We start from the raw sequence: 21,768 nt of genomic DNA, 5'->3' as shown, positions 1-21,768 counted from the left end.
GATGCCTGTGCTTAGGCGCGCGTGCCGGCTTCCCCTGCTTCGGCCTCCGGCCCGACTGCGGCGACCGGCCGCGAGACAGACCATGCGAGCCACAATCCCATGGCATATAGAGGAAGCCCCATCACGAGCCGGGCCGCACCGAGTGCCGGGACATTGTCCGCGAGGTACAGCGGTACCTGTACCACTAGTCGCGCGACGAACACGGCCACGATGATCCACGTCGCCAGTGCGTAAACGCGCAGGCGCGTCCTGTCCGCCCGCCATTCGGTTCCCTCGCCGCGAATGAATCCGAAGACCAGCCCGAAGACCGGCCACCGCGCCAGAATGGAGACCACCAAAGCCACACCGTACGCAAGGTTCGTATAGAAGCCTGGCACGTAATAGTCCTTGGCTTCTCCGGTGGTACGGGAAACAAGTGCGCAGACCGCGACGCCGATGAGTCCGGCAAGGGCTTGGGTCAGCGGGGTGCGCTGGATGAGCCGCGCGACCGTGAAAATGGCGGCCATCGCCAGAGACGCGATCAACGCTGGGTTCAGCGCCTGGGTGGCGGTGAAAACGACCAAAAAAACGATACCGGGCAGAAGCCCCTCCGCCAGCCCACGGACGCCCCCTACGGTCCGGAGGACGTCCACCTGACCGTCCGCACCGCGATGGATTCCCGATCCTTCCGCCACTCGACGTTCGAATTCGCCCCGCGGGTCCGGTTCGGGTTCGGGATGGGTCATGGCGTTGGCTCCGCATCTTGCTCGCTGCTGGGAAGGATCTCGTAGCGCGGGTTGAAAATAGTGGGAATACCGTCGACCGCGGCAATCATGCCTTCGAAGCGGAGCCTGGTGCCGGCATCCACACCGGGCACCCTGCGCTGCCCGTTCCAGACAAGCCGAACCCGTGGCGCGGGCTTGCGCCGCCCTCCCGGCGGCGCCGGGGCATCGACGACGCTGGCCGAAAACACGGGTGCCTGATCAGCCGGCATGATGCGGATGTGCTCCACGAAGCCGGAGGAAACGACGCGGCCGCGCTCCGGCAACTGCGCCAGTTTGGGGCAGCGGATCGCCAGCCGAGGGTGGTCAGCCAATGGCTGTGGTCTCCGGACCCCGTTCCGGGCCCTTCGGCACCGGGTTGGCATCGGGAAGCGGGATCTGCGGGGCGGGTGCGTCGTCCGGGCGGGCGACCGCGCCGGCCGGCATGCTGAGCGGCAGCAGTTCCGCCGGCGGCATGGGCTTGTCGCCGCGCACCACCACCAAACGGGCTATGCGGTCCTCTAGTCGCTCGGCTGCGGCTCGGTCCAGGGTCGCCGGTCCTCCCACGACGCCGCGCACGAACCAACGCGGCCCGTCGATTCCGATGAACCGGGCGACCATGTAGCCGTCCGTTCCGTCCGCTCCCTTGGTGGGAACGCGAGCGATGAGTTCTTCGCCGAAGCGCCCCTGGACGCGGTCGGTTTTTCCGCCCTGTTCCGTGATGCCCTCTGCGATCTGCTGCGAGATCCCCGGCCACACGGAGTCCGTTTTGGGTGCGGCGAAGACCTGGAGCTGCAAGCGCGAGCCGTCGAGTTCCAACGCGACGGCGATCACGCGTTGCGTACGGTCCTCCACTTCGAGGCGCAGTTGCAGCCCCTCCACAGGCTCGACCAGCAGGGAGCCAAGGTCGATGTAGCCTTCCCGCTCCGGGTAGTCGTCCGCGTCGAAGGGTCCCTCGACGTGTTCTCCGGCGCCCGCGGCGCCCTCGGATCCAGGCGTCTCCGGCGTCGTGGATTCGTCCTGAGCGCCCTGGGCTTCGTCGTTTGTTTTCTTGCGTTTGAAGATCATTGTTGCTCCTTGTTGGGCCGTCGCGGCGGCCGGCCGCATCGCCGTCGTCGTTTGGCGGACTACTGGGAGGTCGCCGCGGTGGCGAAACCGCCGGTCGAGCCGAAACCACCGGCGCCGCGCACCGAGTCCGGCAGTTCTTCCACGGCCACGAACCGTGCGGTTTCCACGCGCTGAATCACCAGTTGGGCGATCCGGTCGCCTCGGGCAAGAACGACGGGAGTCTGACGGTCGGTGTTGAGCAGGGTGACCGCGATCTCGCCGCGGTAGCCGGCGTCGACGGTGCCGGGCGCGTTGACGATGGTCAGGCCGTGTTTGGTCGCCAACCCGGACCGCGGATGGATCAAGGCGACGTATCCGAAAGGCAGCGCGATGGACACTCCCGTGGGGACCAGCCGGCGCTCCCCCGGGGCCAGCGTGACGTCCTCTCTGGTCCGAAGGTCTGCCCCGGCGTCGCCGGGGTGCGCATAGGAAGGCGCCTGAAGTGATGGATCCAACATTTTCAGCTGGACGTCCAGCGTGGTGTTCGACTGCTCGGGCATGATCGCCGCGGTCTCCATGGTTCGGTGGATGGTCGACTTCACTCTAGCGGCCCCGGCCCGGACACCCAACGCCGAACGGGGGCGCCGAAGCAGAATAAGCTGGGTCCATGCCTGAAACCCCTGCTCCAGACGCCCATGCCGTGATGTTCCGAGAAAAGCTGTGGCCCGCCTGGTGGATCTGGCTCCTGGTGGTCGGCACCGGCGGCGCCGGGTTCGTGGCGCTGGCGCCCGTGAGCATCGCCGCCGGCGCGGTCGCGGCGGTGCTGGTCATCGCCGCCCTGGTCGTGCTGTTCCTCGTGGGGACGCCCGCGATCGTGGTCACCCCGGAGTCCCTTAGCGTGGGCCGCGCGACGATCGAGCGCACACACATCGGCGAGGTTCAGGGTTTCCGCGGAGAAGACGCAACGTACCAGCGCGGCCGGGGCCTCAACGGCACGGCGTTCATGTGCCTCCGTGGGTGGATCGACCCGGTGGTGCGCGTGGAGGTCACAGACGAGCGCGACATCACGCCCTACTGGCTGACGGCCACCCGGCGTCCTGAGGAACTCGTTGCCGCGCTCCGCGGGCGCGAGAGCTAGCCCTCGCAGTCACGGCAGTAGAGCAATCCGCCCTTTTCCTTGGCCACCTGGGAACGGTGGCGCACCAGGAAACACGAGGCGCAGGTGAACTCGTCGGCTTGGGCGGGCAGGACCCGCACCAGCAGCTCTTCGCCGGAGAGGTCCGCCCCGGGCAGCTCGTAGCTGTCGGCAGTCTCCGCCTCGTCCTCGTCGACCACAGCGGACTGCTTGTCCGTGCGGCGGCCTTTCAGCTCCTCGATGGAGTCTTCGCGGGTTTCTTCCTCGTTCTTGCGCGGCGCATCGTAGTCGGTCGCCATAGTCTCTCAATCACACTCCGGTGTTTAGCTGCTGTGGATCCGCACCATCCCCCGCCCGCTCACGGATCGGGATGCGGGAGGTGGACTGGCGCGTGGTCCGGGATGGTCCGGCGAGCCCGGCGCATCCGGTCCCCAAGGTACAGCGGTGTACAACGCCGCAACGGGCCCGTTTGCGCCCGTGACGCACAGATTGTTCACCATGGGGGCCAAAAAATCCAATCGCTCCGGATGGCGAGCTGCGACCGCGCGACACGGTGCCTTCGGGAGCCGCCTACCGATCCACGCCACACCAAGGCATATCGTAGGAAAACAACGGTCTCGATGGCAGAGTGCCCACAGAGAACGTGACGGTTTTGCGGAGGGATTTCATGCGGGAACTCAGGCTGGTGGGTGTCCACGAGGACGGTGAGCACCTGCTGTTGGGCAGTGACGACGGCTCGAGCTTTACGTTGCGCCTCGACGAGGCGTTGCGCGCCGCGACGACACGTCCCATCGGGCGGCCGGCGGCTGCGCAGGCGGACCAGGCGGCAACGCTGTCCCCGCGCGAAATCCAGGCACGGATCCGCTCCGGATCAACCGCCGAAGAGGTCGCCGAGCAGTTCGGCGTCCCGCTGGCCAATGTCCTGCGCTACGAGGGTCCCGTCCGGGCCGAGCGAGACCACATAGCCCGTCAGGCGCGCGCCGTCGAGGTCTCCGGACCCCAGGCCAATGACGGATACCGCTCGGCCTTCGGCGAGGAGCCGGCCAGCCTGGGCGAGATGGTAGACGTCCGCCTCAACAACTTCGGCGTCGACCCGGCCGCCGTGGAGTGGGACGCGTGGCGGCGCTCCGACGGTTCGTGGGACGTCGAGGCCCGCTTCGAGGTCGCCGCGGCCAACCAGCGTTCGAATATCGGGGAAGAGCCTCCCGCGAAGTGGGTCTACCACCCCGTGCGCAAGTCGCTTGTTAACTCCAACCGCTGGGCCCAGGTGCTCAGTGAGCTGGAGCCGATGGACACGCCCGTCGCCGGCCGCCGGTTGACGGCGGTCGCCGACCGCCCCTTCGACTTCGAGACGGACGCCGACGCCGCCCAGAACGCCGCCGAGGCCGACGCCGGCGCGGCGTCGGACCGCGACCGGGAACGCGACGATTTCCTCGATATTCTACGGTCCCGCCGCGGACAGCGCCTCGGAACCGACGAGGAAGGGGATGACGCCCTGGCCGAAATGCTGACCAAGGGTTCCATTCCCGCGGCCCACCCGCGCGATGAGGAATTTTTCGACGCGTCGGAGGCCCGACGGTTGGGCATGGTCCCGGAAGCCAATGTGGACGACGACGACATCCCGCATCTCCACGACGGCGTCAGCACGCAGACCAGCGAATTCTCCGTGGTTCCCGGCCTCCGGGCCATGCGCTTCGACCACGATCAGGACGATGCCGAGGGTTCCGACGAAGCGACGAAGGCAACCGACGACGAGTCACAGCCGCGCAAGGCGAAGCAGAAGCGCTCCTCGGTGCCCAGCTGGGACGAAATCGTCTTCGGGCGCAAGAACGACTAGCTAACCGTCCGTCAGGGCGAGGCCAGGGTCAGCAGCGGCACTTCGCGTTCAGCCCGGGTCAGCGACCCGTGTTGTCCGACCATGGCGAAGGCCTGCGGAGCCACGCGCCTCCCGTCGAAGAAGGCCATCGGCTGGGCCGGCAGGACGATCACGTCCCCGATGCGCGGCAACACCGACTCGTCGACGTCCCCGAACAAGCCGTGGTCGACGGCCTCGTCGCGCGTCAGGACCCACGCCTTCGTCCCGAACGCGGCCCTCCAGCTTGCGACGAGCCGGTCTCGGGTGCCGGCCGGAGCGTCCGGATCCACGTGCAATTGCACGGCGCGGGGCTCCCCCGCGGTCAGGTCCACGCCTTCGACGAGTTCCGGGAAGGCCGAGTAGTCGTACCTTTGGGCTTCGGGCACGTCGACCATTCCGTGGTCCGCGGTGAGCAGCAGTAGGGTGCCCGGCGGCAATCGGCCCGCCAGCGTCCGCATGGCCGCGTCCAGCTCCTCGAGCTCTTCGCCCCACTGCCTCGACGAGCTACCGTAGCGGTGGCCGGCCTTGTCCAGCTCGTTCCAATAGCAGTACATCAGGATGCGCTCGTGGCGGGCCAGGGTTTCCGAGGCCTCCCGAACGCGTGCCTGGGCGCTTCGCGCCGGCCGGAATTCGCCCCCGCGCAGGGCCGCCGCGGTCAGTGAGCTGTCGGCGAACTGCGGAAGACTCACGGTGGAGACGTGCACGTGTTCGGCGGCCGCCTCGAGCACCGTGCGGTGCGGCTGCCACGACGCGGGGTCCAGGTCCGTCGGCCAACCGCCCAGCATGTTGACCGTGCGCCGCCGGGCCGGGTCGACGGCGTCGTATCCCACGATCCCGTGGCGCCCCGGGGGCAGCCCGGTGCCGAGGCTGGCCAGCGAGGCCGCCGTCGTCGTCGGAAAGGCCGCGTCGAGCGTGGCCGCCCCCTTCATCCGCTGGCGCAGGAACGGCGCGTGTCCCCCGCGGGAGGCGAGCAGTGACTTGCCGAGTCCGTCCGCCATGACAATGCAGACGCGACGGGCCTCCGGCAGGCCCAGGACGTTGGTGTACCCCGGCACGCCGAGCACGGCGGCGGCGCTGGGGAACAGTTCGGCGAGGCTCGCGCTCCCGTAGCGCGGCGCCGCGGGCAGGGGCTGGGACGGCACGGGGCCGTTTGCGCTGGTCAAACCCGTTAGGCCTGGTGGTGTCCGCGGACGAACCGGCCGCCAACCCAACCGGTGCGGTTCTCGACGCTGGGCAGCGGTCGCTGGGCGAGCGACGCGGCGGTGTTGAGCTTGCGCAGCACGCGGGCGAACTTCCGTGCGTCCTCCACGGCCTGCTTGCCGTCGGCTTCGGCGCTGACCCGCAGGATCAGGTCCTCCTCCTGCATGGTGCCCGTGTAGCCGTGGTCGGCCTCGCACTGCGGGTCTTCGCAGCCGGCAGGCGTGAGGTCCACCCGCTGGCCGCCCGACCAGGCGATACCCAGCGTCAGTTCGCGCACGGCGTCGCCGGAACGGTAGTCCTGCGGTTGCTGGTAGACGTAGCTGAGCACCACGGAGCCGATTTTGGGGACCGCGACGGTCTCCGTCGAGACCTGGGCCATCGCCTTGTCGCCGCGCTCGTCGAGTTGCTGGTCGTCGACGTGGACCACGACCATGACCTCGTCCGTCAGGACCAGCGCCGTCACATGCCGATGCACCTCGTTGTGCTCGATATGCGTCTCGAGGTGGATCAGGTGCGCCACCGGCTCCATGCCGTCCAGTGCGTCATCGACCACGTCCGCCACCAGCCGGGGGTAGAAGCCCGCCCGCTCCAGTGCGCTGTTCAGGTCGCGGCCGGCGGCCGAGCTTCGGGAGATCATGGGGCAAGTCTACCGGTGGTCCCTACCGGGACATCGCCCGCCGGGCGCTGTCCGTGCGCTGGTCCGGGTTGCCCAACCTGACGTCGGCGGACAGGACCGTGACGCCGCGGACGGAAACCAGCACGGGGTTGAATTCCAGCAGCGCCACGGCCGGATGATCGTCCTTGAGCGTGGCCACGCGGTTCAGCAGGTCCTCGAGGCTGCGCACGTCCACGGCAGGGAGACCCTGGTAGCCGAAGAGCTTCCGCGAGGCCCTCGGCGAACGCACCAGTTCGGCAAGGTCCGTGTTGGTCAGCGGCGGGATGGCGTGTGCCCAATCGTCGAGCAGGTTGACCGCGTCGCCGGCCAATCCGAAGGACAGCAGTGGGCCCAGCAAAGGGTCCTCCAGTGCCCGGACCACGCAGCCCTGGCCGGACGGCGCCATGGCCTGCAACTCGAGGCGCTCCGCGCCGAAGGGGCGCAGCATCTCTCGCATGTGCCGGATGTTCCCGCGCAGGGAATCGGCGTCGAAGATGTTCAGCCGGACGCCGCCGAGGTCCAGCCGGTGGCGGAGGTTCTCGTCGGTGGCCTTGAGCGCCACCGGCCAGCCGAGCCGTTCGGCCGCCGCCACGGCCTCGTCGTCGGACTCGAACGCCACCGATTCGAGCACATCGATCCCGTAGCAGCCCAGAAGCTCGGCGGTCTCCGCGCTCCCCAGCCGCAGCAGTTCCGTCCCGCCGACCCGTCGGAGGTGCGACTCGACCAACCGCTCGGCGCGGTCCCGATCGATGCCTTCGGCTTCCAGCGGCTCGCCGAAGTCACGCCGGGTCCACTCCGAATAGCGCACGACGGCGGCCAGCGCGGACACGGCCCGGCCGGGGCTGGAGAATCCCGGCAGCCCGGCCAACAGGCCATCAGTGGGAACGGCCGGATCCACGACGCCGGCGAAGGAGACGATCACGGGCTTGCCCGTTTCCAGCGCGCAGTCTTTGATGACGGAGGACATCGCCTCGACCGTGAGTCCGCGAGACGGCAATAGCGCCACCACCGCGGCATGCGTGCCGGGGTCGGCGAGTGCCCGCAGAAGCGCGTCCCGCAGGCGGGGCAGGGCCTTGGACTGCCCGTCATCGAGGGCCAGTCCGTCCTCTTGCGTGGCGACCGTCAGTCCGTGCTGGATGGCACTGTCCGCCACGACGCGGGCGAGGGCGTCGGAGTTGGAGACGACGGCGAGGCCCGCGCCGCCGGGCAGCGGCTGGCTGGCGACGATCTGGGCGACGTCCATCAGCTCCCCGTTGGTCGTCACCCGGATGACGCCGGATTGGCGGAGCATCGCGTCGACCGCTCCGTGCGGCGCCTGGGTGGTGCGGACGGCATGCCCGGGGGGTAGCCGCAGGCCCATCACGTCCGACTTGGCGACGATCACCGGTTTGCTGCGCGACAGGCGCCGCGCGATCCGCGAGAACTTGCGCGGGTTGCCGAAACTCTCCAGGTACAGTCCCACGGCGGACGTGTTCGGGTCGTCTTCCCAGTACTGCATGGCGTCGTTCCCGGAGACGTCGGCCCGGTTGCCCGCGGAGACGATGCTGGAGACCCCGACGCCCCTGCGACTCGCCGCGGCATACAGCAGCACCCCGATGGCCGCGGACTGGCTAAACAGGCCGAGGGTTCCCCGCAGGGGCATCTCTGGCGCCATGGACGCGTTGAGGTTGACTTCCGGATCGGTGTTGACGACGCCGAGCGAGGCCGGACCGATCAGCCGCATCCCGTTGCTTCGGGCCAGCTGCACGAGTTCGCGCTGGCTTCGAAGTCCGTCCCCGCCGTCGTTCGAGAACCCGCCGGTGACCACCAACAGGCCCCGGACGCCGTTGGCGGCGCAGTCTTCCACGACGCCACGCAATTCCTTGCGGGGAACGGCGACGACCGCGAGATCGACCGCCCCGGGGACGTCGGCGAGACTCGCGTGGGAGATCATGCCGGCCAGTTCCAGGGCCTCCGGGTTGATGCCGTAGACGGCGCCCCGGTAGCCGCCCTCGATGATATTCTCCAGCAGCGTGTACCCGACCGAGCCCCACTCCCTGCTGGCGCCGATGACGGCGACCGACCCCGGCGCCAGCAGGTCCGCGAGGCTGCGGGCCTCCGCGCGGTGTTCCCGCGCCTCCATCACGGCGCGCGACTTGTCGGTCGGGTCGATGGGGAATTCCAGCATGACGACGCCGTCGTCGAACTTGCGCTTGACCTCGTAGCCCGCCTCCGCGAACACGGTCAGCATCTTGCGGTTCTCGGGCAGGACCTCGGCGCTGAAGCGTTCGATGCCGTGCTCCCGGGCGGCGGCCGCGAGGTGCTCGAGCAGGATGGACCCGACGCCCTTGCCCTGGGACGCGTCGGCGATGTTGAACGCGACCTCGGCGTCCTGCGGATCGTCGAGGCGGTCGTAGCGTCCGACGCCGATGATGGCGCCACCGCGCACCACGACCAGCGCCACCCGGTCACGGTGGTCGACGCGGGTGAACCGCTCGAGTTCGCGCGGGGTCAGCTTGGACTTGTACGTGAAGAACCGCAGGTACACCGAGGCCTCGGACTGGCTGGTGTGCAACCGCTGCAGCGCGTCGGAGTCGTCGACGGAAATCGGCCTCAGGTGGGCCGTCGATCCGTCCCGGAGCACGACATCGGCTTCCCAATGGGCCGGATATTCCCCGATTTCACGCTGCTCCACCATAGGCTTAGCCTACGGCCTGCGTTGCCGAGGACAAGAAGGAAAAGAGGACCCGGACACAACATGGCCCGTCGGACGACTCCCGCACCCCCGGAAGACTTCACCGAGAACATCGTCGACATCGACGTGACCTCCGAGATGGAGGGTTCCTTCCTGGAGTACGCCTACTCGGTGATCTACTCGCGTGCCCTTCCGGACGCCCGCGACGGCCTCAAGCCCGTCCAGCGGCGCATCCTCTACATGATGACGGACATGGGCCTGCGCCCGGACCGCGGCCACGTCAAGAGCGCGCGCGTCGTCGGCGAGGTGATGGGGAAGCTGCACCCGCACGGCGACACTGCGATCTACGACGCCATGGTGCGCATGGCCCAGGGATTCGCGCTGCGGCTGCCCCTGATCGACGGGCACGGGAACTTCGGTTCACTCGACGACGGCCCCGCGGCTCCGCGCTACACGGAGGCGCGGATGGCGGCGCCGGCCGTGGCGATGACGGACTTCCTCGACGAGGACGTCGTGGACTTCATCCCGAACTACGACAACCAGCTCCTCCAGCCGGAGGTTCTCCCGGCGGCCTTCCCGAACCTCCTGGTCAACGGGACCACCGGCATCGCCGTGGGCATGGCGACCAACATGGCTCCGCACAACCTCGGCGAGGTGGTCGCCGCGGCTCGCCACCTCGTGGACAATCCGGACGCGACGCTTCAGGACGTCATGCGGTTCGTGCCGGGGCCGGACCTCCCCAGCGGCGGCCGGATCGTCGGCCTCGACGGGATCGCGGACGCCTACGCCACCGGGCGCGGATCCTTCAAGACCCGCGCCAAGGTCGAGCTCGAGCAGATCAGCGCGCGGCGCAGCGGCCTGGTCGTCACCGAACTGCCGTACATGGTGGGCCCGGAAAAGGTGATCGAGAAGATCAAGGACGCCGTCACCGCCAAGAAGCTGCTCGGTGTCGCCGACGTCATCGACCTCACGGACCGCACCCACGGCATGCGCCTGGTGATCGAGCTCAAGAACGGCTTCAACCCCAACGCCGTGCTGCAGCAGCTCTACAAGTTCACGCCGATGGAGGACTCGTTCGGCATCAACAACGTCGCCCTCGTGGACGGGCAGCCCCGGACCTTGGGCCTGCTCGAGCTGCTGCAGGTGTATGTGGGGCACCGTCTCGAGGTGGTCCGGCGCCGGACCACCTACCGGTTGGGCCGCAAGCGGGACCGGCTCCACCTCGTGGAGGGCCTCCTCGTGGCGATCGTCGACATCGACGAAGTCATCCAAATCATCCGCACCTCGGAGGAGACCGCGTCCGCGCGGCAGAGGCTGATGGCCGTCTACGACCTGTCCGAGATCCAGGCCAACCACATCCTCGAACTCCGCCTGCGCCAGCTGACGAAGTACTCGCGGATCGAGCTCGAGAAGGAGCAGGACGAACTCAAGCGCGAGATCGAGAACCTCGAGTCGATCCTGGGCTCGGATTCCCTCCTGCGCGAGGTCGTATCCACCGAACTGGCCGACGCCGCCGAGCGCTTCGCGACCCCGCGCCGGACCGTCCTGCTCAAGGCCGAAGGCGCGACGCCGCTGAAGGGCACGGTGATGCCCACCCTCGAGGGCAAGGGCGCCAAGGCGCCGCTGTCCCTGGAAGTCGCCGACGACCCGTGCTGGGTGCTCCTGTCGAAGTCCGGCCAGCTAGCCAGGACGTCCGACCGCTCCCCGCTGCCCGACGACGGACCGCGGGCCAAGCACGACGTCCTGGCCTCGCGCGTGGCCGCAACCGCCCGGGGCGAGCTCGGGCTCGTCACGTCCGCCGGCCGCATGCTGCGGCTTCAGGTGGTGGACATGCCGGCGCTGCCCGCCACATCGGGCTTTCCGCAGTTGACCGGGGGCGTACCCGTGACCGAATTCGTCCAGCTGGACCGCAAGGAATCCGTCGTCGCGCTGGTGCCTCTGGACGCCGTCTTCGCCCTCGGGACCGAACAGGGAATCGTCAAGCGGGTGACGCCGGAATATCCGCTGAACCGCGACGAGTGGGAAGCCATCGGCCTCAAGCCGAAGGACCGGGTCGTGGGAGTGGGCGTCCCGGCGGACGGGGACGATTTGGTATTCATCTCAGCCCAGGCGCGACTGCTGCGTTTCCCGGCGGCCGGGGTCCGCCCGCAGGGTCGTGGCGCCGGCGGGATGGCCGGCATCAAACTGGCCGCGGGCGATTCCGTGGTGTTCTTCGGCGTGGCCCCGGGCGCGGATCCCGCCGCCGTCGTCGTGACCATCGCGACCGGCGCCGGCACGTTGCCCGGCACCGGTTCCGGAACCGTGAAGGTCACGGCCTTCGAGGAGTACCCGGTCAAGGGACGCGCCACCGGCGGCGTTCGGGCCCACCGGTTCCTCAAGGGCGAGGACTCGCTGGCCCTCGCTTGGGCGGGGCACGGTCCCGCGAAGGCCGCGTCCGCGGCCGGCGTTGCCCGCTCCCTGCCCACCGAGCACGGGCGCCGCGACGGCTCCGGCGTGCCACTGGCGCAGACGGTCGAGGCACTCGGCGGATCGCTGCCGGCCGACGGCCCGGCCGCCGAACCTTCCGCCGGCTCCGTGCCGGAGTTGCCGATACATCCGGAGTTGCCCACGGAGCCGGCCGCCCGCGCGCCCCTGGCCGCGCCGATTGCGGATTCGTTGCCGTTCTCCGATGGCGACGTCGTCGAGGTCGATCGCACCGGAACGACGTCGGTGCCTCCCCGCTGACCGCGCCCTAGCGTTGCCCTGCCGCGTGGGGCGAGCCGAATCGCAGAACGGCGTCGGCGGTGGCCTCGAGGCGTGCATCGTGGGTCACGAGGACTACGGCCTTCTCCGGCAGGCCCGCCCGCAGGTCCGCCACGAGTTCCCCTGCCTCGTCCTCGCCCAGGTGGGCGGTCGGCTCGTCCAGCAGCAGGACGTCCGCCCGGGCGACGAGCGCGCGCGCGACGGCCAGCCTTTGGCGTTGGCCTCCGGAGAGCCGGTGCCCTCCGGGGCCGATCCGCGTCTCCAGGCCGCGCGGGGTTCCCGCGAGCCAATCCCCCAGTCCCACTGCGCGCACCGCGTCGGCGAGTTCGGCGTCGGTCGGCTGGTCGTCGAGGTCGCGTCCGAGGCAGAGGTTCCGGCGCACGGTCGAGTCGAAGAGGTGTCCCCCCTGCGGGCACCAGGCGATGCGGCCCAGGTCCGCAAGAGCCGCCCCGCGCCACGCCCCGCCGCCGGTTCGCGCCTCCAACCGCCCGGAGCGGGGCTCCAGGGCACCCAAAAGCACGGCAAGCAGCGTGGACTTCCCCGCGCCAGAAGGCCCCGTGACCGCGACCCACTGCCCGGGGCCTACCGCCAGGTCGGCTCCGACCACCACGTCCGGTCCGGCGCCCCATCCGGCGCTGACGCCGCGGAGCCGGATGGAAAGACGATTGTCCGGTTCCGCGGTGTGCGGGGCGGGAGGCGGGAGCGCGCGTTCGGCGGCCATACCGCCCACGTTGTTATGCAGGCGCCGCAGACCGTCGTCGAGCTGGGGAATCCGCTGGACCGCCGCCGAGGCGTCCGTTATCGGTTCGGCGAGCGCCAGCATCAGCAGGCCCCCGACGGCCGCGGCCTCTCCCGCGCCGCCCGCCGTCCCGGCCACCGCGAGCACGGCGGCCGCGGACGAGAGCAGGGCCGCGCCGGCCTGTCCGATCCCCGCACCCCACGCAGTCCGTCGCATGGCACGCGTCGCCCCGGCGTCGTGGCTCGCAAACGACTCCGCGGCGGCGGATGCCACGCCGTTCGCGCGCAGGTCCCGCGCCGCGGCGAACAATGCGGGGACACGGTGTCCCAGCCAGATCCTGTGCCGGGCTGCCTCGATGGTCGCGCGGCGTTCGACGGCCAGCACAGCCGCAGGCAGCAACACCCATGCTCCGACACCGACGGACAGCGCGACCCACAGCGCGTCCGGTGCCCAGAGTCCGACGGCCAGGCCGATGGCGGCCCATGTCAGTACGCCGGCCGCCGGTGCGACGAGCACGCGCGGAACGGTGTCGCGGACCTCGTCGATCTCGGCGACGAGGTGCCCCAGCGCGGCGCCGGACCGTGTGATCCGGCCCCAGTGTTCGGGACGCGCGGCCAGCGCGTCCCACGTCCGCTCGCGCAGGGCGCCCGCCCACCACAGGACGGCGTCGTGCACGCGCAAACGCTCCACGTAGCGCAGGAGCGAACGGCCGAGGCCGAAGGCGCGGACACCCACGATCGCGACCATCAGGTGCAGTACATGGGGTTGGTGGCTGGCGCTAACGATCAGCCAACCGGAGATTCCGGTCAGCGCGGCCCCGGCGGCGAGTGCGAGAACCGCGAAGAGAATGCCGAGACCCAGGCCCCCCTTCCCCCAGGGCAGTGTGCGAAGGAGTGCCCAGTGGGCGAGACTCCGCCGTGGCCGGGACGGCGCGCGGGACGGCGAGGCGGGCTTCACGTCGGACGCTGCGACGGGTTCCCGGACTGTGCCCGCGGACGCCGACGTACCGGTTTGGGCGGTTTCTGCTGTCATGACGCTGCCGCGTGGACCCCCGGCCGGGGCTGCGGCGAGTTGCCGGGCAAGCTCGCGGTCATGGCTGGCAACGAGGATCCCGACGCTTCCGCGCAGACCGGACAAGGCCGCGCGAACCGCGTCCGCACTCACCGGATCGAGGTGGGCCGTCGGCTCGTCGGCAAGGAGCAGGACGACACCCGGCGCCGTCTCGATGCGCAGCAAGGCACGGGCCACGGCGACGCGGCGCAGCTCCCCGGGGCTGCAGTCCGTGGGGCGGCGTCCGCCCAGTGCGCCGGCATTGACCCGCTCCAGGACGACCGCACGCGTGGCCGGTGTGGAGCCGACCCCTGCGTGCAGGGCCAGTTCGGCGTCGACCGTCTCCTCGGAGAACACTGGGTGCTGCGGAACCCAGGCAATGCTCCCCCGGTCGATTCCCAGGCGTCCGGACACCCGTGGGGCATCGGCGCCATCGGCGTCCGCGATACCGGCAAGGACCCGCAGGATCGTGGTCTTGCCGGTGCCGCTCGGACCGTCGAGGACCGCGGCCGCGCCCGGTTCGAGTCGCAGCGACCAACCCGTCACCGTCGGGGTCGCGTTGCCCGCATGCGTGACCGTCAGGTGGCCGACGTCCAACACCGTTCCCGGTGCGGGGGCGACGGCCGGCGTCCGGACTCCCCGCGGGGCGTCCAACACGGCACGGCTGCGCTCGAGTGCCTTGACGCCGTCCTCGGATGCGTGGTGGGCGGATCCCAGCTCGCGCAGCGGGGCGAAGCAGTCGGGTGCGAGAATCAGGGCCAGGAGGCCGGCACCCAGCGCCATGTCCCCGTACACCAGGCGGAGACCGATGAACACGGCCACCACGGCGACCGAGATCGTCGCCACCAGCTCCAGCGCCAGCCCCGAAAGGAAGGCCGTGCGCAGGGTGCCCATTGTGGAGGCGCGGTAGTCCTCCGATACCCGGCGCAGCGCCGAGCCCTTGCCGTCCGCGCGGCGCAGACCGATGAGGGCCGGGAGTCCCTGGGCCAGTTCGAGCAGCTGGTTCGCCAACGCATCAAGACCGGCGGCCGCCTGGTGCATGCGGTCCCGGGTGTGCAGGCCGATCAGCACCATGAAGATCGGGACGAGGGGCACCGTGAGCGCCACGATGAGCGCGGACACCCAATCCGCAGCCAGGATGCGCACCCCCAGCACCGGCGGAATGACCGCGGCGGCGACGAGTGCTGGCAGGTATTTGGAGTAGTAGTTGTCCAGCCCGTCCAGGCCGCGGCTCGCCAGTGCCGACAACGCACCGTGGCCGAGGCCGCATGCATCCGCCGGGCTGGTGGGCCCGTTTCCCGCGAGGGCGTCCGTGACCAGCTCGGCACGGAGCCGCTCCTTGGCGCCGAGTCCCGCGCGTGTTGCCGCGTGCGCCGTGGCCCATGCGCCGCCGGCGCGCAGCAGGGCACCGGCGACGCCGAGGACGAGCAGCCGGCGCGTATCGGCCCCTCCCCCGGCCGCCAGTTCGGCGATCGCCGTGGCGAGGGCGTCGGCCAGCAGCAGCATGCCGAGGGCCTTGACGGCGGCCCAGCCCGCCAGGACGGCCAGAGCGGCGCGGCCTCCGGTGCCGCCGGGAAGCGCGGGTTTCATGGCGTCCTAAACAATCGGGGTGACCCGGTGGGCTTCCGGGATGTGGGATTCGGTGATGCGCTTGCGGAAGACCCAGTAGGTCCACGCCTGGTAGGCGAGCACCACCGGGAGGGCGAACGCCGCGACGACGCTCATCACCCCGAGGGTGTACGGGGACGAGGAGGCGTTGGCGACGGTCAGGTTGAACGAATCGTCCAGGGTCGACGGCAACACGTCGGGGTAGGCGGCCGTGAAGATCGCCGCCACCGCCAGCACCAGGAACGTTCCCAACCCGATGAAGCAGCGTCCCTCGCGGCCGGCCCGCGACGCGCTCCAGGCGAAGGCGGCCGCGCCGAGGCCGAGCGCCAGCAGCAGGGCCGGGACGGTTTCGGCCGCGGGCACGACGACGGCGATCGCCCAGCCGGCCATCGGCAGCAGGCCCAGCGGCATCCACCGCACCAGCAGCCCCCGCGCCCGGGTCCGGATTCCGCCGTCGGTCTTGAGGGTTAGGAAGGCCAGCGCGTGGATGAGGCAGAACGCCACGACAGCCAGCCCACCGAGCACCGCGTAGCCGTTGAACCATGCAAACGCCCCTCCGACCCGGTCGCCGTTCGCGTTCAGCGGCAGTCCCGTGGTGGTGAGGGCGAGCAGGGCTCCGACGCCGAAGGCGGCCACGAACGATCCCCCGGCGATGGCGGCGTCCCACAGGCCGCGGGCGCGCGCGGAGTGGGACTTGCCCCGGTATTCGAAGGCGACGGCCCGGAAGATCAATGCCAGGAGGACCAGCACCATGGGCACGTAAAGCGCGGCGAAAAGCGAGGCGTACCAGTGCGGGAACGCGGCGAACATGGCGCCGGCCGCGGTGATCAGCCACACCTCGTTGCCGTCCCAGACGGGACCGATGGTGTTGAGCAGGACGCGGCGCTGCCGGTCGTCCCGCGCGAACGTCCGCATCAGCATTCCGACGCCGAGGTCGAAGCCCTCCAGGAAAAGGTAGCCGATCCACAGGACGGCAATCAGTGTGAACCACAGGGTGGGCAGGGAATCCATGGCGTGTCCTCTCTCGTGCCGGTTCAGTAGGCGAAGGCGAGCACGTCGCCGTCGTCCCGCCCGGCGTCGTGGTGTTCGGCGGGATCGAGTTCAGGCATCGCGGACGCCACGCCGCCGCGCACGTACCGAAAGAGCATGACGAGTTCGACCACGAGCAGGAGCGCGTAGACGAGGGTCAGAGCGATCAGCGAGAACAGCAGTTCCCCTGCGCCGACGCCCGGCGAGACAGACGCCGCCGTGTAGAGGAAGACCTGGTCGATGCCGTCGTAGGTGGGGTTGGGGACCACGGAGAACGGCTGGCGGCCCATCTCGGTGAAGATCCAGCCCGCGGAGTTGGCGCCGAAGGGTGCCAGGATGCCGACGACGGCGAGGCGGGAGATCCACTGGTTGTCCGGGACCGTGCCCTTGCGCGTCATCCACAACGCAACGGCCGCGGCGAACGCGGCCAGACCGCCGAACGTGATCATGAGCCGGAAGCCCCAGTAGGTGACCTCCATCAACGGGAGGTAGTTGATCTCCTGCCCGGCCAGTTCGCCGTAGATCTCCGGCTGGTCCGGGTAGTGGCTGCCGTACTTCTCCGCGTACTCCGGCAGCAGCGTGTTCACCCCGCGCACCTCGGTGGTGAAGTCGTCGTTGGCCAGGAACGAGAGCAGGCCGGGGATCTCGTAGACGCCGACGACGTCGTCGCACGTGGTGGCGCCGCCGCTGGTGAGGTCGCCTATGGCCAGCACGGAGAAGCCGGTGCCGTCGTGGCAGGCGGCCTCGGCCGCGGCCATCTTCATGGGCTGCTGCTCGAACATCAGCTGCGCCTGGGCGTGGCCGGTGATGCCGACGCCGGCGAAGGAGACCATCGCGACGACCGCCCCGATGCGTAGGGATTTGATCCACACGGCATGGTCGGTGGCGTCGCGGCCGGCACCCCAGCGGGGGTCCTCCCCCACCACCACACGGCCGGCGGTGTCCACGGTGTCGATCCCGGCAGTGCGGCGCTTGTGCAGGTGGTACCAGGAAATACCCAGCAGGAATCCCCCGGCGACGGAGAAGGCGCCGAAGATGGTGTGCGGGAAGGTCACCAAGGCGGTGTTGTTCGTGAACACTGCCCAGACGTCGTTCATCACGGCGCGCCCGTCGACGATCTCGACGCCGACCGGGTGCTGCATCCAGGAATTCGCCACCAGGATGAAGTAAGCGGAGAAGATCGTTGCCAGCGAGGCGCACCAGATGCAGAGCAGGTGGATCCGCCGTGGCAGGCGGTCCCACCCGAAGATCCACAGCCCCAGGAACGTCGACTCGACGAAGAAGGCCAACAGCGCCTCCATGGCCAGCGGCGCCCCGAACACGTCCCCGACGAACCGGCTGTACTCGCTCCAGGCCATACCGAACTGGAATTCCTGGACGATGCCGGTGGCGACCCCCATCACGAAGTTGATGAGGAAGAGCTTGCCCCAGAACTTGGTCATCCGAAGGTACTCGGGCGCGCCGGTGCGGTGCCAGACGGTCTGCAGCACCGCGACGGTCAGGCCGAGCCCGATGGTGAGGGGAACCATGAGGAAGTGGTACACGGTGGTGATCCCGAACTGCCACCGTGCTATTTCGAGCGGATCCATTGCTTCCCCTTCCCGCAGGGGCGGTGCTTCCGCCCCGGCGGCATGTTTTCTACCGTTCGTAGAAGTACTTCTACGCTCGGTAGAATATCCTAAGTTCTACCGGATGTAGAACCTTGCCGGGAATCGGTGTAAATTAGGAACCGGAAGCGGTCCCGCCCCGGTAGGGGCCGCCCAGACGACCGGTAAAACCCTAAGGATCAGCATTGGCCACTCTCGGCGAACTCGAACGTTCGGTAATGGATTTGCTGTGGGACAGCGTGGAGGCCCGCACGGCCAACGATCTGCGCGACCTGCTGGCGCAGTCCACGGGCGATCTCGACGGCAAGGAGCTCGCCGTTACCACGGTTCTCACCGTCCTTGCGCGGCTTGAGAAGAAGCACCTGGTCACCAGGGAACGCGACACACGACCGCACCGCTACCACGCCGTCACCAGCCGCGAGGAACACACGGTCGAACTCATGAACGAGGCACTGGGCACCGTGCTGGACCGCGAGGCAGTGCTGACCCGCTTCATCGGCGGGATTTCCGGCGACGAGGCGGCCGCCCTCCGTCGCATCCTGAACGGCAACCAGACCGCATAGCCGGCCGGGACCACACCATGCGGCGCCCGTGCTAATCGCCTCCTATCTCCTCGCAGGCCTCGCCGTCATCTTGGCGTGGCCCGCCCCGGTATTGCTGTCACGGATGGCATGGACCTCGCGCTCCCCGTTTACCGCCCTTTTCCTCTGGCAGGCCATAGCCCTCGCCGGTGGGCTGTCCATGATCGGGGCAATGCTGGTGTGGGGCCTGGAACCGCTGGGCGCCAACCTCATAGCGGCCCTCGCCGGTCTCTGGCAGGTCCTCACCGCCGGCCCCTCCGCGCCTTCCCTGGAGCCGGTTCACGTTTTTGCCCTCAGCACCGCCCTGTTGCTCGGCTCGCATCTGGTCTTCACGCTGCTGTTGTCCACGTACCGCGTCGCCCGCCAGCGGCAGAGGCACCGCCGGCTGCTTGCCCTGCTCAGCGATCCCTCGCCCACCACGCCGGGCACCGTGGTCCTGGCCCACGGCGCTCCCGTGGCCTACTGCCTGCCAGGATTCAACGGTTCCCTGACGGTGCTTTCGCGGGGTCTCCTGGACGCCCTCGACGACGAGGGGCTGCGCGGGGTCATCGCCCACGAACGCGCGCACCTGGACCAGCGGCACGATTTGCTGGTACTCGCCTTCGAATCGTGGCACAACGCGCTGCCGTGGCTGCCCACCTCGCGCTTGGCGCGCGACGCGGTGCAGGAACTCATCGAGATGCTGGCCGACGACACCGCCTTGCGGCACGTCTCCGCCGATACGCTCCTGCGGTCCCTGGTTGCGGTCGCGTCCGGGACGAAGGTATCACCGGGCTCCGAATCGGGACTGCCCAGCGAGGAGCTTTCCTCGATGCGCCTCAAGCGCCTGCTGTCGCCCTCCGTGGGACCCCTGCCGCTGGCCGGCCGCGCCGCGGTGCTGGGCTCATCCGCACTGCTGATCGTCCTCCCGACCACGCTGCTGGTCGCACCCTGGCTGCTCGCCTAGCGACCCGGATGCCGGGCGCGGACTCGCTCAGGCGTCGATCTGTTCCCGGTCCAGTCGCTCGGCGCCCGAGACAATGAACTCCTTGCGCGGGGCAACGTCGCTGCCCATCAACAGATCGAAGACCTGCTCGGCGCGCTCCGCGTCCGCGATGTTGACCCGCCTGAGCGTACGGTGCCGCGGGTCCATGGTGGTCTCGGCCAACTGCCCGGCATCCATCTCCCCCAGACCCTTGTAGCGCTGGATGGGCTCCTTGTGCTTCTTCCCGGATGCCTCCAGTGCCTTCAGCACCCGCGTCAACTCGGCGTCGGAGTAGGTGTAGACCATCTCGTTCTGCTTCGCGCCCGGGTTGATCACCTCGACGCGGTGGAGCGGTGGAACGGCGGCATACACGCGGCCGTTCTCCACCATGGGACGCATGTAGCGGAAGAAGAGGGTCAGCAGGAGCGTCCGGATGTGTGCGCCGTCGACATCCGCGTCCGTCATCAAAACCACCTTGCCGTAGCGGGCCGCCGAGAGGTCGAAGCTGCGCCCGGAACCCGCCCCCACCACCTGGATGAGCGCAGCGCACTCGGCGTTGGAGAGCATGTCCCCGACCGATGCCTTCTGCACGTTGAGGATCTTGCCGCGGATCGGCAGGAGCGCCTGGAAGTCCGAGGACCGGGCCAACTTGGCCGTCCCGAGCGCGCTGTCTCCCTCCACGATGAACAGCTCTGAGCGCGCAACGTCGTCGCTTCGGCAGTCCGCGAGCTTCGTGGGCAGCGAGGAGGTTTCCAGCGCGCTCTTGCGCCGCTGCGTCTCCTTGTGCACGCGCGCCGAAATGCGCGACTTCATCTCGCTGACGATCTTCTCGAGAAGTTGGGCCGACTGGGCCTTGTCCGCCCGCGCCGACGATCCCAGCCGCGCGGCCAGCTCCTTCTCGACGACTCGCGTGACAATCTGCCGGACCGCGGACGTACCGAGGATCTCCTTGGTCTGGCCCTCGAACTGCGGTTCGGCAAGTCGCACCGTCAGGACCGCCGTCATGCCGGCCATGACATCGTCCTTCTCGATCTTGTCGTTGCCCGCCCTCAGCTTGCGCGAGTTCGCCTCGACCGATTTGCGGAAGGTCTTCAGCAGCGCCTGCTCGAAGCCGGACTGGTGGGTGCCGCCCTTGGGCGTGGCGATGATGTTCACGTAGCTGCGCAGGGTCGTGTCGTAGCCGATCCCCCACCGCAGCGCGATATCCACCTCGCACACGCGCTCGACGTCCCTGATGTGGCTGCGTCCGTCGTCGTCGAAAACGGGGACCGATTCCTTGAAGGTGCCCGAACCCTGCAGCCGCCAGATGTCGGTGACCGAGGAGTCGTTGGCCAGGTAGTCGACGAACTCGGAAATGCCGCCGTCGTGGTGGAACGTCTCCTCCACCGGGCCGGCCTCGCCCGGCGTTCCGGGCAATCGCCGGTCGTCGCGGACATCGATCTTGAGCCCCGGCACCAGGAACGAGGTCTGCCGGGCGCGCGCCTGGAGTTCCTCGTGGGAGAACCGGGCGTCTTTCGTGAAGATCTGGCGGTCGGACCAGTAACGGATGCGCGTTCCCGTCACACCCCGCTTGGCCTTGCCCACGACATCCAGGACAGAGTTCTCCACAAACGCGGTGAACGGGGCATCCGGCTTGGCCTTGCCGGTGTCGGTGAAGCGCCCCGGTTCGCCCCTGCGGAACTGCATGCGGTAGGTCTTGCCACCACGGTCCACCTCGACGTCCAGCCGGGCCGACAGCGCGTTGACGACGCTCGCGCCGACGCCGTGGAGGCCTCCCGAGGCGGTGTACGACCCGCCGCCGAACTTCCCGCCCGCGTGGAGCTTCGTGAAGACGACCTCGACTCCGGAGAGCCCCGTCTTCGGTTCGGCGTCGACGGGGATGCCGCGGCCGTCGTCGTGGATTTCCACGGAGCCGTCCGGGTGCAGGATCACCTTGATATTCTGTCCGTGCCCGGCGAGTGCCTCGTCCACCGAGTTGTCGATGATCTCCCACAGGCAGTGCATGAGCCCGCGCGAGTCCGTCGATCCGATGTACATCCCCGGACGCTTCCGCACGGCCTCCAGGCCCTCGAGCACGGAGAGGTGCCGGGCGTTGTACTCAGAACTCGGTGCCACGCGCGTGCGCTCCTCGTCGTCGGGAAA

Annotated in this window: 17 protein-coding genes; 5 read left to right on the top strand and 12 right to left on the bottom strand. The window is 69.3% G+C overall.

The window, feature by feature from the left end; translation table 11 throughout:
• Positions 1-11: 11 nt before the first annotated feature.
• From ACHAAJ_RS03800 to dut, 4 genes are read right to left on the bottom strand one after another with little or no spacing between them, the layout of a single operon-like run.
• Positions 12-725 carry a DUF3159 domain-containing protein gene (locus ACHAAJ_RS03800; protein ID WP_435726582.1) on the bottom strand — a complete coding sequence of 238 codons (714 nt, stop codon included), beginning with the start codon at positions 723-725 and terminating at the stop codon, positions 12-14.
• The gene (locus tag ACHAAJ_RS03795) at positions 722-1,075 is read right to left on the bottom strand and encodes a single stranded DNA-binding domain-containing protein (protein ID WP_435726581.1); all 354 of its coding nucleotides are present in this window, start codon (positions 1,073-1,075) and stop codon (positions 722-724) included. Before ACHAAJ_RS03795 ends, ACHAAJ_RS03800 begins: the two co-directional genes overlap by 4 nt.
• Positions 1,068-1,808, bottom strand: a complete 741-nt coding sequence (locus ACHAAJ_RS03790) for a DUF3710 domain-containing protein (protein WP_435726580.1) — start codon at positions 1,806-1,808, stop codon at positions 1,068-1,070. The genes ACHAAJ_RS03795 and ACHAAJ_RS03790 overlap by 8 nt, the downstream gene beginning before the upstream one ends.
• Before the next feature lie 59 nt (positions 1,809-1,867).
• Positions 1,868-2,365 carry a dUTP diphosphatase gene (gene dut / locus ACHAAJ_RS03785; protein ID WP_435726599.1) on the bottom strand — a complete coding sequence of 166 codons (498 nt, stop codon included), beginning with the start codon at positions 2,363-2,365 and terminating at the stop codon, positions 1,868-1,870.
• Positions 2,366-2,454: 89 nt separating this feature from the next.
• On the opposite strand from dut, the gene ACHAAJ_RS03780 reads away from it, so the two are divergent.
• The gene (locus tag ACHAAJ_RS03780; protein WP_435726579.1) at positions 2,455-2,925 is read left to right on the top strand and encodes a DUF3093 domain-containing protein; all 471 of its coding nucleotides are present in this window, start codon (positions 2,455-2,457) and stop codon (positions 2,923-2,925) included.
• Here the strand turns inward: ACHAAJ_RS03780 and ACHAAJ_RS03775 are convergent.
• On the bottom strand, positions 2,922-3,221 hold the full coding sequence (locus tag ACHAAJ_RS03775; RefSeq protein WP_435726578.1) for a DUF4193 domain-containing protein: 300 nt from the start codon (positions 3,219-3,221) through the stop codon (positions 2,922-2,924). The two genes, ACHAAJ_RS03780 and ACHAAJ_RS03775, sit on opposite strands and share 4 nt — an antisense overlap.
• Before the next feature lie 368 nt (positions 3,222-3,589).
• On the opposite strand from ACHAAJ_RS03775, the gene sepH reads away from it, so the two are divergent.
• Complete coding sequence (sepH, locus tag ACHAAJ_RS03770) at positions 3,590-4,759, top strand: septation protein SepH (protein ID WP_435726577.1); 1,170 nt, start codon at positions 3,590-3,592, stop codon at positions 4,757-4,759.
• Positions 4,760-4,770: 11 nt separating this feature from the next.
• Here sepH and ACHAAJ_RS03765 read toward each other — a convergent pair whose 3' ends face one another.
• Genes ACHAAJ_RS03765 through ACHAAJ_RS03755 form a run of 3 tightly spaced genes read right to left on the bottom strand, consistent with a single transcriptional unit; the run spans position 4,771 to position 9,309 of the window.
• Positions 4,771-5,940, bottom strand: coding sequence for an alkaline phosphatase family protein (locus tag ACHAAJ_RS03765; protein ID WP_435726576.1), 1,170 nt, complete (start codon positions 5,938-5,940; stop codon positions 4,771-4,773).
• A gap of 5 nt (positions 5,941-5,945) precedes the next feature.
• Positions 5,946-6,614: a DUF5998 family protein gene (locus ACHAAJ_RS03760; RefSeq protein WP_435726575.1), complete on the bottom strand. Its 669-nt coding sequence runs from the start codon at positions 6,612-6,614 to the stop codon at positions 5,946-5,948.
• 22 nt (positions 6,615-6,636) lie between these two features.
• Positions 6,637-9,309, bottom strand: coding sequence for a bifunctional acetate--CoA ligase family protein/GNAT family N-acetyltransferase (locus ACHAAJ_RS03755; RefSeq protein WP_435726574.1), 2,673 nt, complete (start codon positions 9,307-9,309; stop codon positions 6,637-6,639).
• 60 nt (positions 9,310-9,369) lie between these two features.
• On the opposite strand from ACHAAJ_RS03755, the gene ACHAAJ_RS03750 reads away from it, so the two are divergent.
• Positions 9,370-12,030: a DNA gyrase/topoisomerase IV subunit A gene (locus tag ACHAAJ_RS03750; protein ID WP_435726573.1), complete on the top strand. Its 2,661-nt coding sequence runs from the start codon at positions 9,370-9,372 to the stop codon at positions 12,028-12,030.
• 7 nt (positions 12,031-12,037) lie between these two features.
• Here ACHAAJ_RS03750 and cydC read toward each other — a convergent pair whose 3' ends face one another.
• Genes cydC through ACHAAJ_RS03735 form a run of 3 tightly spaced genes read right to left on the bottom strand, consistent with a single transcriptional unit; the run spans position 12,038 to position 18,063 of the window.
• On the bottom strand, positions 12,038-15,427 hold the full coding sequence (gene cydC, locus ACHAAJ_RS03745; protein ID WP_435726572.1) for a thiol reductant ABC exporter subunit CydC: 3,390 nt from the start codon (positions 15,425-15,427) through the stop codon (positions 12,038-12,040).
• A gap of 6 nt (positions 15,428-15,433) precedes the next feature.
• On the bottom strand, positions 15,434-16,456 hold the full coding sequence (cydB, locus tag ACHAAJ_RS03740; RefSeq protein ID WP_435726571.1) for a cytochrome d ubiquinol oxidase subunit II: 1,023 nt from the start codon (positions 16,454-16,456) through the stop codon (positions 15,434-15,436).
• 23 nt (positions 16,457-16,479) lie between these two features.
• The gene (locus tag ACHAAJ_RS03735) at positions 16,480-18,063 is read right to left on the bottom strand and encodes a cytochrome ubiquinol oxidase subunit I (RefSeq protein ID WP_435726570.1); all 1,584 of its coding nucleotides are present in this window, start codon (positions 18,061-18,063) and stop codon (positions 16,480-16,482) included.
• A gap of 203 nt (positions 18,064-18,266) precedes the next feature.
• Between ACHAAJ_RS03735 and ACHAAJ_RS03730 the strand changes: the two genes are divergently transcribed.
• The gene (locus ACHAAJ_RS03730) at positions 18,267-18,644 is read left to right on the top strand and encodes a BlaI/MecI/CopY family transcriptional regulator (RefSeq protein WP_435726569.1); all 378 of its coding nucleotides are present in this window, start codon (positions 18,267-18,269) and stop codon (positions 18,642-18,644) included.
• 28 nt (positions 18,645-18,672) lie between these two features.
• Positions 18,673-19,608, top strand: a complete 936-nt coding sequence (locus ACHAAJ_RS03725) for a M56 family metallopeptidase (RefSeq protein WP_435726568.1) — start codon at positions 18,673-18,675, stop codon at positions 19,606-19,608.
• Positions 19,609-19,635: 27 nt separating this feature from the next.
• Here ACHAAJ_RS03725 and ACHAAJ_RS03720 read toward each other — a convergent pair whose 3' ends face one another.
• A complete protein-coding gene (locus ACHAAJ_RS03720) occupies positions 19,636-21,741 on the bottom strand; it encodes a DNA gyrase/topoisomerase IV subunit B (RefSeq protein ID WP_435726567.1) in 2,106 nt (701 codons plus the stop codon).
• Between the last annotated feature and the right edge of the window lie 27 nt (positions 21,742-21,768).

The sequence above is a fragment of the Arthrobacter arnarulunnguaqae genome, assembly GCF_051262515.1.
Lineage (GTDB): Bacteria > Actinomycetota > Actinomycetes > Actinomycetales > Micrococcaceae > Arthrobacter_N.
This window is presented reverse-complemented; position numbering and strand designations above follow the sequence as displayed.